This is a genomic window from Brevundimonas sp., assembly GCF_019636155.1.
In the GTDB taxonomy this organism is placed as follows: Bacteria; Pseudomonadota; Alphaproteobacteria; order Caulobacterales; family Caulobacteraceae; genus Brevundimonas.
In genome coordinates, this window is the sequence record NZ_JAHBYB010000003.1 from 186855 (window position 1) to 200534 (window position 13680).

Annotated in this window: 15 protein-coding genes; 4 read left to right on the top strand and 11 right to left on the bottom strand. The window is 69.7% G+C overall.

The window, feature by feature from the left end; genetic code table 11:
• Window positions 1-61: 61 nt before the first annotated feature.
• Window positions 62-694, top strand: a complete 633-nt coding sequence (locus tag KF910_RS04830) for an IPTL-CTERM sorting domain-containing protein (protein ID WP_292259188.1) — start codon at window positions 62-64, stop codon at window positions 692-694.
• A 79-nt stretch (window positions 695-773) separates the two neighbouring features.
• Here the strand turns inward: KF910_RS04830 and rplS are convergent, their stop codons facing one another.
• The 9 genes from rplS to KF910_RS04875 all read right to left on the bottom strand — a co-directional run bounded on the left by rplS (window position 774) and on the right by KF910_RS04875 (window position 9275).
• On the bottom strand, window positions 774-1199 hold the full coding sequence (gene rplS, locus KF910_RS04835; protein WP_292259190.1) for a 50S ribosomal protein L19: 426 nt from the start codon (window positions 1197-1199) through the stop codon (window positions 774-776).
• 1 nt (window position 1200) lies between these two features.
• Complete coding sequence (gene trmD / locus KF910_RS04840) at window positions 1201-1926, bottom strand: tRNA (guanosine(37)-N1)-methyltransferase TrmD (protein WP_292259192.1); 726 nt, start codon at window positions 1924-1926, stop codon at window positions 1201-1203.
• Window positions 1927-1969: 43 nt separating this feature from the next.
• Window positions 1970-3418 carry an NAD-dependent succinate-semialdehyde dehydrogenase gene (locus tag KF910_RS04845; protein WP_292259193.1) on the bottom strand — a complete coding sequence of 483 codons (1449 nt, stop codon included), beginning with the start codon at window positions 3416-3418 and terminating at the stop codon, window positions 1970-1972.
• Between the two features lie 37 nt (window positions 3419-3455).
• A complete protein-coding gene (locus KF910_RS04850; RefSeq protein ID WP_292259194.1) occupies window positions 3456-4655 on the bottom strand; it encodes a DUF418 domain-containing protein in 1200 nt (399 codons plus the stop codon).
• A 4-nt stretch (window positions 4656-4659) separates the two neighbouring features.
• The gene (locus KF910_RS04855) at window positions 4660-6339 is read right to left on the bottom strand and encodes an MFS transporter (RefSeq protein WP_292259196.1); all 1680 of its coding nucleotides are present in this window, start codon (window positions 6337-6339) and stop codon (window positions 4660-4662) included.
• Window positions 6340-6492: 153 nt separating this feature from the next.
• The gene (locus tag KF910_RS04860; RefSeq protein ID WP_292259198.1) at window positions 6493-6630 is read right to left on the bottom strand and encodes an entericidin EcnA/B family protein; all 138 of its coding nucleotides are present in this window, start codon (window positions 6628-6630) and stop codon (window positions 6493-6495) included.
• 59 nt (window positions 6631-6689) lie between these two features.
• Window positions 6690-8480: a sensor histidine kinase gene (locus tag KF910_RS04865; RefSeq protein WP_292259200.1), complete on the bottom strand. Its 1791-nt coding sequence runs from the start codon at window positions 8478-8480 to the stop codon at window positions 6690-6692.
• A gap of 4 nt (window positions 8481-8484) precedes the next feature.
• On the bottom strand, window positions 8485-9090 hold the full coding sequence (locus KF910_RS04870; RefSeq protein ID WP_292259213.1) for a sigma-70 family RNA polymerase sigma factor: 606 nt from the start codon (window positions 9088-9090) through the stop codon (window positions 8485-8487).
• The gene (locus KF910_RS04875) at window positions 9087-9275 is read right to left on the bottom strand and encodes a NepR family anti-sigma factor (RefSeq protein WP_292259214.1); all 189 of its coding nucleotides are present in this window, start codon (window positions 9273-9275) and stop codon (window positions 9087-9089) included. Before KF910_RS04875 ends, KF910_RS04870 begins: the two co-directional genes overlap by 4 nt.
• A 204-nt stretch (window positions 9276-9479) precedes the next feature.
• Here KF910_RS04875 and KF910_RS04880 point away from each other — a divergent pair, with 204 nt between their 5' ends.
• Window positions 9480-10274, top strand: coding sequence for a response regulator (locus KF910_RS04880; RefSeq protein WP_292259216.1), 795 nt, complete (start codon window positions 9480-9482; stop codon window positions 10272-10274).
• Window positions 10275-10341: 67 nt separating this feature from the next.
• Here KF910_RS04880 and KF910_RS04885 read toward each other — a convergent pair whose 3' ends face one another.
• Window positions 10342-10698, bottom strand: a complete 357-nt coding sequence (locus tag KF910_RS04885) for a hypothetical protein (protein ID WP_292259217.1) — start codon at window positions 10696-10698, stop codon at window positions 10342-10344.
• Between the two features lie 357 nt (window positions 10699-11055).
• Between KF910_RS04885 and KF910_RS04890 the strand changes: the two genes are divergently transcribed.
• Window positions 11056-12075: an NADP-dependent oxidoreductase gene (locus KF910_RS04890; RefSeq protein WP_292259219.1), complete on the top strand. Its 1020-nt coding sequence runs from the start codon at window positions 11056-11058 to the stop codon at window positions 12073-12075.
• A 13-nt stretch (window positions 12076-12088) separates the two neighbouring features.
• Window positions 12089-12496: a MaoC family dehydratase gene (locus KF910_RS04895; RefSeq protein WP_292259221.1), complete on the top strand. Its 408-nt coding sequence runs from the start codon at window positions 12089-12091 to the stop codon at window positions 12494-12496.
• A gap of 6 nt (window positions 12497-12502) precedes the next feature.
• On the opposite strand, the gene KF910_RS04900 is transcribed toward KF910_RS04895, so the two are convergent.
• A complete protein-coding gene (locus KF910_RS04900) occupies window positions 12503-13588 on the bottom strand; it encodes a glycosyltransferase family 4 protein (protein WP_292259223.1) in 1086 nt (361 codons plus the stop codon).
• Between the last annotated feature and the right edge of the window lie 92 nt (window positions 13589-13680).

Consider the following 13680-nt stretch of genomic DNA (forward strand, 5'->3'; position numbering starts at 1 on the left):
CAACGCTTGAATTTCGACGATATGCGGCGCATTCAATCGCCTGACATTGGGGGAAAATGTGATGCGCAAGGGTATGGTTGCGGGGCTGGCCGTCGCGGCGGGCCTGCTGATCGCGGGAACCGCCAATGCGGCGCCCATCACCTATACCTACTCCGGCGAAGGCTCAGGGACCGTCAATGGCGCGCCCTTCGCCAACCAGGCCTATAGTTTCGTCCTTCAGGGCGACACTACCGCCACGACAAGCGGCGGGACGATCAATCCGATCACCAGCGGCACGGTGACCATCGCGGGCACGGCCTGTTCGGGTGGTTGCGCCCTGACCTCTCCCGCTCTTTATGAAATGCGGTCGGATTTCGACAGCAGCGGCAGCGGCGTGATCGGCATTGGAGTTGTCGGCGGCGGCGATACGGGCCTCAACGAAGCCTTCTTCGGCGCCACGGCGCCGGGTCTGGACCTGGCGCTACCGACGGCGCCCGTCATAGCCACCGCCACCAACGGTTTTGCGCCTTATGTAAGCTTCGCCACCAGCGGCGGACCGGTGCAGATCACGCCCAACACGGTGGGCCCCTTCCCCACGTTTTCCTCCGCCTTGACGGCCGTCGTGCCGACACTTTCGGAATGGGCCATGATCCTGATGGGCCTGCTTCTGGCAGGCGCCGGTGCGGTCTGGACCGGCCGGCGTCGTCTGGCCTGAGGGCGTCGTCTGACGGATGCGAAAAAGGCCCCGGAGCGATCCGGGGCCTTCTTCAAATCCGGGGTCGATGGGCCTGGGATCAGGCCTCGTCGCCGGGGGTTTCGGCCTTGCCGGTTTCCGGCACGACCACGCCCTTGGGCGCGCGCTGGGTCTGGCGCTCGGCGATCCGGGCCGACTTGCCGCGACGGTCGCGCAGATAATAGAGCTTGGCCCGGCGCACGACGCCGCGGCGCTTGACCTCGATGGATTCGACGTTCGGCGACAGGATCGGGAAGCGGCGCTCCACGCCCTCGCCGAAGGAGATCTTGCGGACGGTGAAGGTCTCGTTCACGCCGCCGCCGTCACGGGCGATGCAGACGCCTTCAAACGCCTGGATGCGTTCGCGCTCGCCTTCCTTGATGCGGACGTTGACGCGCAGGGTGTCGCCCGGCTGGAATTCGGGGATGGTCTTGCCTTCGAGCAGGCGGGCTTTTTCTTCGGCAGCGAGCTGCTGGACGATGTTCATGTCATTCTCCTCGGGCTTTTGCGCCCTTTAGCTGTAAGTTGGCGGAATGCGCGGCCCAGAGGTCAGGGCGCCGTTCCCGCGTGGTCGTCTCCCGCTGCGCCTGGCGCCATTGGTCGATCCGCTTGTGATCGCCCGACAGCAGCACCTCGGGTATCTCGAGCCCCTCGAACGTCCGCGGTCGCGTGTACTGCGGATGCTCCAGAAGCCCGTCCTCGAAACTCTCGGACGACAGGCTGTCGCCTGAACCGAGCACTCCGGGGATCAGTCTTACGCACGCCTCGATCGCCACCATGGCCGCCGCCTCGCCGCCGGCGAGAACCGCGTCGCCGACGGCGACCTCCTCGAACCCCCGGGCGTCGAGCACCCGCTGGTCCACCCCCTCGAACCGGCCGCACAGGACGACAATGCCGTCCGCCTTGGCCCATTCACGAACGCGCGCCTGGGTCAGGGGCCTGCCCCGGGCGCTCATATACAGAAGCGGACGCTTCGGGCCGGTCAGGCTGTCGACAGCCCGGGCCACCACATCGGCTTTCAGCACGGCTCCGGGACCGCCACCCGCGGGGGTGTCGTCCAGGAAGCCGCGCGTATCTGTGGAAAAGGCCCGAATGTCAACCGTATCCAGGCTCCACAGCCCCTTCTCGCGCCAGGCCGTGCCGATCAGCGACACCCCCAGCGGGCCGGGAAAGGCCTCGGGGAACATGGTCAGGACGGTGACGGCATAGGTCATGGCGCGCGCCTATAGCCCATTTGCGGCCCCAGGCGGACGGATTCTATCGCAGCGCCAGGGTCGCCTGTTTGATCTCGACATATTCGTCGATGCCGTGGATCGAGCCTTCGCGGCCATAGCCGGACTGTTTCACCCCCCCGAACGGGGCCACGGCGGTCGAGATCAGGCCGGTGTTGACCCCGCACATCCCCGCCTCGATCCCGCGCGCCACGCGCATGGCCCGGTCCAGGTCGCGGGTGAAGACGTATGAGGCCAGGCCGAAGTCGCTGTCGTTGGCCTTCATCATGACTTCGGCCTCGGTCTCGAACGGGAAGACCGGGATCAGGGGGCCGAAGGTCTCCTCGGCCCGGAACAGCGTATCGTCGCCGCCCAGGGTCACGGTCGGCTGGAAGAAGCGCCCGCCCAGGGCGTGGCGTTCGCCGCCCGTCAGAACCCGCGCCCCCGAGCCGGTGACGCGGCGCAGGTGATCCTCGACCTTGTCCAGCGCCTTGTCCTCGATCAGGGGGCCGACCTTAACGCCGGGGTCGAAGGCCGGGCCGACCGGAATCCGGGCCACCTGGGCGGCCAGGCGCTCGGCATAGGCGTCCGCGACCGAGGCATGGACATAGACCCGGTTCGGACAGACGCAGGTCTGGCCCGAGTTGCGGAACTTGCCCTTGATCGTCTCGGCCACGGCCTGGTCGATGTCGGCGTCCTCGAACACGATCAGGGGCGCCGCCCCGCCCAGCTCCATCGACAGCCGCTTCAGGGTCGGGGCGCACTGTTCGGCCAGCAGCCGGCCCACGGGGGTCGATCCGGTGAAGGACAGTTTGCGGATCAGGGGCGAGGCGGTCAGCACCCCGCCGATGGTCGCCGCATCGCCGGTGACGACGCTGAGCGCCCCCTTGGGCACGCCGGCCTGATAGGCCAGCTCGGCCAGGGCGAGGGCGGTGAAGGGGGTCTGGCTGGCCGGCTTGACCACGGCGGTGCAGCCGGCGGCGAAGGCCGGACCCAGCTTGCGCGTCAGCATAGCGGCGGGGAAGTTCCACGGGGTGATCAGGGCGCACGGCCCCACCGCCTGGCGGAAGGTCAGGATGACATGGCCCAGGGGGCTGTCCTGGGTCTCGCCGATCAGCCGCTCGGCCTGGCCGGCGAACCATTTGATGAAGCCGTTGGCATAGGCGACCTCGCCCTTGGCCTCCTCGAAGGGCTTGCCGTTTTCCAGGGCCATCAGGGCGCCAAGCGCCTCGGTATTGTCGTCGATCAGACGCGCCCAGTCGCGCAGGATGCGGGCGCGGCCGTGCGGGTCCGACCGGGACCAGCCGCCGAAGGCGTCATGGGCGGCCTGGATGGCGCGCTCGGTTTCGGCGGCTCCTAGATTGGGAACATGGCCGATGATCTCGCCGGTGGCCGGATCATCGACGGCGATGGTCTTGTCCGCCGTCACCGCCTCGCCCGCGATCAGGGCGTGCTGGCGCAGAAGGTTCAGTCCGGCGGCGCGGGCGTCGGCCATGGCGGTCTCCTTGGGATCTTGCGGCTTCGGTCCTAGCTCAAACGCACGACAGGCGCATTGGCGGCGCCCGGCCATAGGTCAGGGCGCGCCAGACCCATTCGGCCGGGCCGAACCGGAACCGGGCCAGCCACCAGCGGCTGAACCCGACCTGGGCGGCGAAGATGACCAGGGCCAGGGCCAGGGCGAAGGTCGCGCCGTCGTATCTCAGCCAGTTCAGACCGAAGCCGTAGAGCACGAACAGGAAGACCAGGCTCTGCATCAGATAGTTGGTCAGGGCCATCCGACCGACGGCCGCCAGCCCCTGCAGGACTCCGCCGCGCGCCAGCCAGACCACGGCGGCCGCCCAGGCCAGGCCTAGGACCAGTTCCGCCGCGTGATTGACCACCCCCAGGGCCAGAAGCAGGCCGTCGCCGGCGGCCCATCCGGTCGCATCGACCAGGGGCTGAAGCCCAGCCAGGACCAGTCCCGTGGGCGCCAGCCAGGCCAGGGCGCGCCGCGCCAGGCCGCGCGCCCGGTCGGGGTCGGACAGCCAGCCCAGGCGGAAGATCGCCGCCCCCAGCAGGAACCGCCCCAGGGCCGTGGCCGTCAGGGCCGGGAACTCGGGCGCGGTCAGATATTCGCGCCAGTTGGCCTGGATCATCTGGGCGACATAGAGGCCGTAATCGTTTCCCTGCCAGGTGGCCCAGCGGGCGGCCCGGCCCAGGCGCGAGGCCTCGTCCACCCGCGCCTCCAGCCCCGGCTGGAGCGCCAGCCAAAGGTCGCCGGCCGCGGCGCTGAACAGGGCCAGGACCAGGCCCAGTCCGATCAGCCACGGCGTCGGGACGCGCCGGAACAGAATCAGCGCCAGACCGGCCAGGGCGTAGTTGTGCAGGATGTCGCCATACCAGACGAAGGACAGGTGGGCGAAACCCAGGGCCAGAAGCACCAGCAGTCGCCGGAGGTATATCCGCCCCGCCGGGGCGCCGGCCGCCTCCAGCCGCGCGAACATCAGGGCGAAGCCGAAGCCGAACAGCAGGCTGAACAGGGCCTGGGCCTTGCCTTCCCACAGCCAGCGCAGGACCGGATCCAGCCAGACGTCGATCTCGCTGGTGGGCAGGCGGGCCAGGACCCGGCCGGGAATGACGATGTCCGCATGCCACAACAGATTGACCAGCAGCACCCCGAACAGGGCCAGGCCGCGCACGGCGTCGACCGTGATCAGGCGCTGGCCGGACGGCAGGGGGGCGGCGGCGGTCACCGGATCAGGTCTCGATGGCGTCCAGGTCCCTGAGCCGCGTCTCGGGCAGCCAGATCAGGCACACGATGACCGAGACCAGGGTGAAGGCGATCGAATACCAGAGGCCGAAATAGATGTTCCCCGACCAGGCCACCAGGGCGAAGCTGGCCGCCGGCAGCAGGCCGCCGACCCAGCCGGTGCCGATGTTGTAGGGCAGGCTCATGGCCGTATAGCGCACCCGCGTGGGGAACAGCTCGACCAGGGCCGCCGCCTGGGGGCCGTAGAGGGCCGTGGCGGCGACGATGAAGATCATCAGAATGGCGAAGGTCAGCCCGAAATTCAGCCGCGCCGGATCGGCTCGTTCGGGATAGCCGGCCTGGGCCAGGGCGGCCTTGACCCGCCCCTCCACATCCGCGCGGGCGGCCTTCAGCCCGGCCGTGTCCAGCCCCGCCCCCTCGATCGAGGATACCTGGGTCTCGCCGATCCGGACCACGGCCACGGCGCCGGGCGCCGCCGCGACATTGTCATAGCCGATCCCGGCGTTGGACAGGATGCTCTTGGCGATGTCGCAGGAGCTGGAGAAGGCGGCCTTGCCGACCGGGTCGAACTGGACGGCGCAGGCGGCCGGATCGGCGACCACGACGACCGGTGCGCGGCCTTGAGCCTCGGCCAGGGCCGGGTTGGCGGCGCGGGTCAGGGCGTGGAAGCCGGGGAAGAAGGCGACCAGGGCCAGGATCATCCCGAACAGCATGACCGGCTTGCGCCCCACCCGGTCCGACAGCCAGCCGAAGAAGACATAGAGGCCCGCCGAGGCCACGGTGATGGCCAGGACCAGCTGATCCACCGTGGCCACCTCGATCTTCAGCACCCGCTCCATGAAGAAGCGGGTGTAGAAATAGCCGCAGTACCAGACCGCCCCCTGGGCGAACATGATCCCGGCCAGGGCCAGCAGCACGATCCGGCCGTTGCGCCAGGTCAGGAAGGCCTCGCGATAGGGGGTCCGGCGGGCGCCGCCCTCGGCCTCCATCCGCTGGAAGGCGGGGCTTTCGTTCAGTCGCAGCCGGATCCACAGCGAGATGGCCAGGAGCACGGCCGACAGCAGGAAGGGGATGCGCCAGCCCCAGGCGTCGAACGCCTCGGACCCCACGACCAGACGGGTGATCAGGATGACCCCCAGGGCCGCGATCAGCCCCAGGGCGGCCGTGGTCTGGATCCAGCCGGTCAGGAAGCCGCGCCGTCCGGCCGGGGCGTGTTCCGCCACATAGATGGCCGCCCCGCCGTATTCCCCGCCCAGGGCGAACCCCTGAAGCACCCGCATCAGCAGCAGAAGGACCGGCGCCGCCATGCCGATCTGGCCGTAGTCGGGCAGGAGGCCGATGATCACCGTGGCCACCCCCATCAGGGTGATGGTCACCAGGAAGGTGGTCTTGCGCCCGGTGCGGTCGCCGAACCAGCCGAACACCAGGGCCCCCAGGGGCCGCACCACGAAGCCGACGCCGAATGTCAGCAGGGCCAGGATATAGCCGGTCGCCTCGCCCACCTCGGCGTAGAAATGCCGCGCGATCAGGGTCGCCAGCGAACCGAAGATGAAGAAGTCATACCATTCGAACGCCGTGCCCGCCGCCGAGGCGACCACCACCGTGCGCAGCCCCGGCCCCCTGGCCTTGGCCCCCTGCGCCTCGGCCTCTTGTTCCTTGTCGGCCATTTCGCCTCCCCGCGACGCCGCCCGTGCGCCTCTGCCGGGCGCTGTCGAACGCGAATAGGCGGGAATCCGGGCGGCCGCGCAAGGCCTGGGGCGGAATTGAAAAGCCCCGCCGGGCGGACCGGCGGGGCCTGGGTTCGAAGTCGGGGAGTTCGATCAGTTCTTGGCGTCTTCCGCCGCGCCGGTGACGGCGTCTCCGGCGGCCGAGGCGTCGCGGCCCACGCCCGAGATGGTGTTGCAGGCGGCCGTGGTCAGGGCGGCCGCGGCGGCGAAGAGAACGAACAGTTTGCGCATATCCAGGCTCCTTTGGTCGCCGCGGGGCGGCTTCGGCTGGAGAAACGGCCACGCCGCCGTCAGGTTCCCTTGGGCTCTCGCTCGCCGGGGTCCGCGGGAACCACCGCCTCGGGCGTGGCGAAGGTCATGCGGGCGATGGCCCCGCCGCCCGGCGCCGCGACCAGTTCGGCTTCGCCCCGCAGCTGTTTGGCGAAGGCCCCCATCAGCACGCGCCCGACCCCCGCCGCATGTCCGGCCAGCGGCCCCGGCCCGTCGTCCTGGACCTCCAGCACGCTGACGTCGCCCCTGACCTTGAACCGCACCTGAAGCCGTCCGCCGCGGCCGGCGAAGGCGTGTTTGTGGGCGTTGGACACCGCCTCCACCACCCACAGGGCCAGGGGCGCCAGCTTGTCCGGATCGATCACCAGGGTGTCGGACTCAACCGAACTGGTCACCACCGGCCCGCGCAGGGCCTCTCCGGCCACCAGCTGGCCCACCAGGTCGTTCAGGAAGATGCGCGCGTCCGCATAGCGCAGGTCCGCGCTCTGATAGAGGGTGCGGTAGATCAGGGCCAGGGCGGCGATCCTCTGGCGGGTGTCGCCGATGGCCGCCTTGGCCGGGGCGTCGACCAGGGTCCGCTGCTGCATCGACAGCAGGGAGGAGATGATCTGGAGATTGTTCTTCACCCGGTGATGGATCTCCCGCATCAGGGCGTCCTTCTCGGACAGGGACTCCATCAGGGCCTGGTCGCGGGTGGTGATGGTGTCGGCCAGGTCGCCCAGGGTGGAGGCCAGGACGCGCAGTTCGGTCGGGGCGTTGACCGCCTGGGTCGGGCGCACGGTGAAACGGCCCCGCGCGTAGATGGCGGCGATCCGCTCCAGATAGTCCAGCCAGCGCACCACCACCCGCTCGGAGACCAGCATCACCGCCGCGAAGGCCGTCAGCCAGGCGGCCAGCGGCAGGACCAGGTTGCCGATCGGGTTCAGCACCGCCCAGGACCAGATGTTGGGCGCCGGCGCCGACAGCAGGACATAGACGTCACCCCCGGCCAGGGCGGCGCCGCTGTAGACCCGATGCTGGCCCCCCAGGGTGTCCGCCTCGAACACCGCCTCGCGGCCGGATCGGGCCCGGCCGGGCCAGCCGGCCAGCCGGCCTTCGCGGACCTGGAAGGCGGCCGGGTCGGTGGCGGTCAGGACATTGCCCTCGGCGTCGGTCAGGGCCGCCGCGGCGCCCTGGGGCAGGGCCGGGTCGGTCACGTCGGGCTGCAGGCCGCTGAGCGGGATGATCGCCGCCATGACGCCGTCGAACCGGCCCATCGGCCGCTCGGCCCGGACCGCGACGACCAGCGAGGGTCCGTCGGCCATGCGCCGCTGGGACCGGCTGATGACCGTGTGCTCGCCCTGGCTCAGGCGACGGAACCAGGAGCGGGCGCGCACCACCTCCGGCGTATTGGCCGCCAATGGCGCACGCGAGGCGCACACCGCGGCCCCGGTCGAAGAGAACCGATAGATGGCCTGATAGCCCTCGAGCCTCTGGGTCAGGGCGGCCAGGCGCGGGCTGCAGTAAGGGCCCAGGGACTCGGGCGTCAGGGCCTCCATCAGCACGACCGCCCCGTCCAGCCGCGCCTTGGCGGCCACCGAAGAACGGGCGGCGGCCAGCTGCAGATCCCGGGTCCGCTCCAGGGACTGTTTGCGGAAATCCGCCTGCATCTGGACGATCGACAGGATCAGGACCGGCAGCAGGGCGAAGGCCATGGCCACGCCCAGGCGGAAGCGGATGCCCTGGAACCTCGGCGCCGCCAGTCTCCGCGCCCAGGACCGACCGAACGAACCGCCGAGGGACCGGCCGAACGACCGGCCCAGGCGCAGCACGGCCTCAGCCCTGCCTGTTGCCGCTCAGGCGGTCTGCCTCGCCCAGGATAGAGCGCATGGCGTCCCCGGCGGCCTGGCCGTCGCGGTCATAGCCGCCGCGTTCCAGGGTGGCCTGCAGGGCCTTGCGGGCGCGGCTGACGCGACTCTTGACCGTGCCGACGGCGCAGTCGCAGATCTCGGCCGCCTCCTCGTAGGCGAAACCGCCGGCGCCGACCAGGATCAGGGCCTCGCGCTGTTCCTCGGGCAGGGTCTTCAGCGCCTGGCGCAGTTCGTCCAGGGCCACCGGCGCCTCGGGATCGTCGACGGCCACCAGGGTGCGTTCGGCCGCCTCCTGGTCCAGCTGCGACTGGCGCCAGGACCGGCGCTTTTCCGAATAGAACTGGTTGCGCAGGATCATGAAGGTCCAGGCCTTCATATTGGTGCCCATCTGATAGGAGGCGCGGGCGTCCCAGGCCTTCATCATGGCGTCCTGGGCCAGGTCGTCGGCCGCCGTCGGGTCGCCCGTCAGGGTCCGGGCGAAGGCCCGCAGATGGGGGATCAGGGTGACCAGCTCGCGCTTGAACGCCTCATCATCGGCGGAAGGCGGCCGCGGGCCTGAGCGCACGCTCATGCGCCGCCTCCCGACTTGCTGTCGGCGCGTTTGAGGATTTCCAGGAATTCGTCGGGAACCGGCTCGTTGACGACATCGTCGAACATCCGCCGCAGCTTGACCCCTATGGCCTGTTGGCGCAGCCGGGCTTCTTCAAGCCCGGGACCTTCGTCGGGCTTGCGCCGCGTGTCTTTGTCATTCGCCATGGTCTGGTCGTCGCCACCCCGATACCGCCCCCGCGGGCCTTACTTCAGACCGCTGCAACGTCGGTCCCGGCGACAGGTTCCGGAGGATCGGGAAAAATATGCTGAAGCTTGGCGCCGCATGATGGAACCCGGTCGCCATGGACGCGTTGGGCTTGACTGTGGGACCGCCGCACGGGCGGCTTCTTATTGTCGGGGACCCTATCCATGAGCCTTCTGGCCAGACTTGCGCCGCATCTTCCCTATGTGCGCCGCTACGCCCGCGCCCTGACGGGCGACCAGACCACCGGAGACAACTATGTCCGCGTCGCCCTGGAGGCCCTGGCGGCCGGCGAGCGGCAGCTGTCGCCCGAGATGACGCCGCGCGTGGCGCTGTATCACGTCTTCCACACCATCTGGTCGTCCACCGGCGCCCGGCTGGAGGACGCCAGCGGGCTGGAGGCCCAGGACGACGCCGCGCGCCGCCTGATGCGGATCGCCCCGCGCTCGCGCCAGGCCTTCCTGCTGACGGCGCTGGAAGGCTTCACCCCGTCCGAGGCGGCCCAGATCCTGGACGCCCAGCCCAGCGAGGTTGAGCGTCTGATCGGCGAGGCCCAGGCCGACATCGACGCCGAACTGGCCACCGACGTCCTGATCATCGAGGACGAGGCCATCATCTCGGCCGACATCGAAAGCCTGGTGCGCGAACTGGGTCACCGCGTCGCGGCCACCGCCACCACCCACGACGAGGCCGTGGACGCCGTGGCCCGCCAGCGGCCTGGCCTGGTGCTGGCCGACATCCAGCTGGCCGACGGCTCGTCCGGCATCGACGCGGTCAAGGACATCCTCAAGCGGATCGACGTTCCGGTCATCTTCATCACCGCCTTCCCCGAGCGGCTGCTGACCGGCGAGCGTCCCGAGCCCACCTTCCTGATCACCAAGCCCTTCCAGCCCGAAACGGTGAAGGCGGCCATCAGCCAGGCCCTCTTCTTCCATCCGGCGCGGCGCAAGGAGGCGGCCTGACGCCCCCTCGTTCTGCTCGATGCTGAAAAGGCCCCGGTTTCGACCGGGGCCTTTTTGCTGGGGCGCGTCAGTTGGCCGAAGGCGTTACCGCCGGCGCATTGACGTTGGGCGCCTCGCCGGTCGGCGGGCTGGTCGGCCGCCCCGTCGCGGTCGTCGGGGCGTCGGCGGCGGGCGGGGTCGCGACGTCGTCGTGGAAGGCGGCGACATCGACGGCCTGGGCCCCGTTGTTGGCGTTGGTGCGGGCGAAGCCGCCATGGCTGACCAGCCACATGCCCAGCAGCAGGATCGCCGCCGCCCCCGCCGAGACGATCAGTATCGTCAGGATGCGGACGCCGCCCCGGCCCTGGCGCACATACTGGGCCTCGACCGGGCGGCCTTCATGCACCGCGTCGGCGGCGCGGTCGTGGGGATTGTCGTGGGTCATGGCGGTCTCCGCGAACGGCTTGAGGAATGCTGGGGCTTCAACGTCCCCCCAGCGTGGCCGTTCCGCCGGCGGTCGGGGGCCGGGCGTCGTTCGACAAGGGCGACGAAAAATTCGCGCGCGCCGGGAACCGTTTCGCGCCGCCCCGGTTATAGGGTTTGCGGAGGCGGCGACGCCCCCCCGACTTGAGACCGGCCACAGCTGGTCTGTCGCCTCCGCGCCTCATTCTCGATGATGCCACTTCACAGGCGGGTTCTCACGAGCCCGCCTTTTTCTTCGCCGCGCCCTCGACAGGGGCGCGCGGCTCGGGCCCTATGCGCGTCCACAAAGAAAACGCCCCGTCCGTTTGAGGAGATCGCCATGAGCCGGATGAACCGTCAGTGGGTGCTGCGCCAGCGGCCGAAGGGCGAAATCCAGGACGGCGACCTGGAACTGGTCTCCTCGCCGATCCCCGACATCCGGGACGGAGAGGTGCTGATCCGCACCGTCTATCTGTCGCTGGACCCGACCAACCGCACCTGGATGAACGATTCCGAGGGCTATCTGCCGCCGGTCGGCCTGGGCGACGTGATGCGCGGCCTGACCCTGGGGGTGGTCGAGGCGTCGAAATCCACACGTTGGGCCGTGGGCGACATCGTCAGCACCGCCGCCGGGGGCTGGGCCGACTATGGGGTGGTCAACGAGGCCGCCGTGTCGCGGGTGCACCGGGCGCCGGGCCTGCCGCTGACGGCGAACATGTCGGTGATGGGAATGACCGGCATGACCGCCTATTTCGGCGTCACCGATGTGCTGCGGCCCCAGCCGGGCCAGACCATGGTGATCTCGGCCGCCGCCGGGGCGGTGGGCTCCATCGCCGGCCAGGTGGCCAGACAGAAGGGCGCGCGGGTCATCGGCATCGCCGGGGGCCCGAAGAAATGCGCCTGGCTGACCGACGAACTGGGGTTCGACGCGGCCATCGACTACAAGAACGAGGATGTCGGCGCGGCCCTGGACCGCCTGGCGCCCGACGGCGTCGACCTGAATTTCGAGAACGTCGGCGGCGACATCATGATCGCCGTCTGGAACCGGCTGAACATCGGGGCGCGGATGGCCGTGTGCGGCCTGGTCTCGGCCTATAACGCCACCCAGATGCCGCCTTCGCCCAACTTCTCGCGGCTGATCACCCACCGGCTGCACGTCCAGGGCTTCCTGGTGCTGGACTATCAGTCGCGCGCCAGGGAGATGGTCGCCGAGATGGGGCCCTGGCTGGCCAGCGGCCAGGTCAAGTGGAAGGTCCATGTCGATGACGGGCTGGAAGGCGCCCTGACCTCGCTGAACCGCTTGTTCACCGGCGACCATGACGGCAAGCTGCTGGTGCGGGTGTCCGAGGAGCCCGCCTGACGAAAGGCGGCCGATGAGCGGAACCCTGAACGTCCATTTCGAGGATCTTGGCGTCGGCCAGGTCATCCCCCTGGGGGCCTGCGCGGTCGATCAGGCCGGGCTGGACCTGTTCATCGAGCGGTTCGCCCCCGGATGGGACCCGGCCTATGGCGCGCCCGACGCCATGGTCTATGCCCTGTGGAGCCGGCTGGCGGCGGAGAAGGCGGCGGGCTGGGCCCAGACCAAGGTGCTGGCCGTCGACGGCCTGCGCTTCATGCGCAATCCGCCCGTCGGCGAGCTGCTGCGCGGGCGGCTGACGGTGATGGGCAAGGACCCGGTGGGCGACGAGAAGGGCATCGTCATCGCCCAGCACGACCTGCTGGACGAGGGCGGCCGCCTGGTCTTCTCCTGCCTGATGCGGACGGTGCTGACGCGGCGCTAAGCGCGTTCAGGCGGCCGCCCGGCGGCGCAGGCGGGCGATGCGGCGCAGGCGGCGCCAGAATTTGCCGCTCTCGGGCTCGGGATAGGGCTGAAGGTTCTCGACGAACTGTTCGGCCGAGGCGCGCCAGCTGAATTTCTCGGCATAGGCCCGGACATCACCCCGGTCGCACTTCAGCGCCTCCAGGCAGGCGGTCCTCAGATCGTCGCCGATGGCGCCGGCCCCGGACCCCGGAATGATGTCGATCGGCCCATGCGCCGGATAGGCGGCGACCGGGGTGCCGGTGGCCATGGCCTCCAGGATCACCAGGCCGAAGGTGTCGGTCCAGCTGGGAAACACGAAGACATCGGCGTCGCGGAAGCAGCGGGCCAGCTCCTCGCCGAACCGGGCGCCGAGGAATTTCGCCTCGGGATATTTTTCCTGCAGCTCGGCCCGGGCCGGGCCGTCGCCGACCACGATCTTGGTCCCGGGCAGGTCGGTCTCCAGGAAGGCCTCGATATTCTTCTCCACCGCCACCCGGCCGACGTTCAGCCAGAAGGGCCGGGGCCAGTCCTTGCCGCCCAGTTCGTCGTAGATGCGCGGCAGGTCGGGGTTGAACTGTTCGGTGTCCACCCCGCGCGACCAGGGCGAGACGTTGCGGAAGCCGTGTTCGACCAGCTCGTCCCGCAGCGTCGGCGTGGCGACCATCAGCCGGCCCGACGGCTTGTGGAACCACTTCATATAGGCGTAGCCGACCCCGACAGGGATCGGGAACCGGGCCGAGACATATTCGGGGAATTTGGTGTGGTAGCTGGTGGTGAAGGGCAGTTTCCACTCCACGCAGATGCGCCGCGTGGCGATGCCGATGGGGCCTTCGGTGGCGATATGCACCGCCTCGGGCGCGAAGGCGCGCAGCCGTTCGCGGATTTCCTCCTCGGCGCCCAGGGCCAGGCGGATCTCGGGATAGGTGGGGCAGGGGATGGTCTTGAACTGGCTGGGCTCGACGACCTCGACCTCATGGCCCATGGCGCGGCATTCCGCGATGGTGCGGGTCAGGGTGCGGACGACGCCGTTGACCTGGGGCTCCCAGGCGTCGGTGGCCAGTACGATACGCATGGAGGGCGCAGAACCTCGCCGTTGATCGGGATGATGCTCTAGCGGTTTGCGCGTGCGAAGGCGAGAGCACGATGATCCCCCTCCCGTTCCGC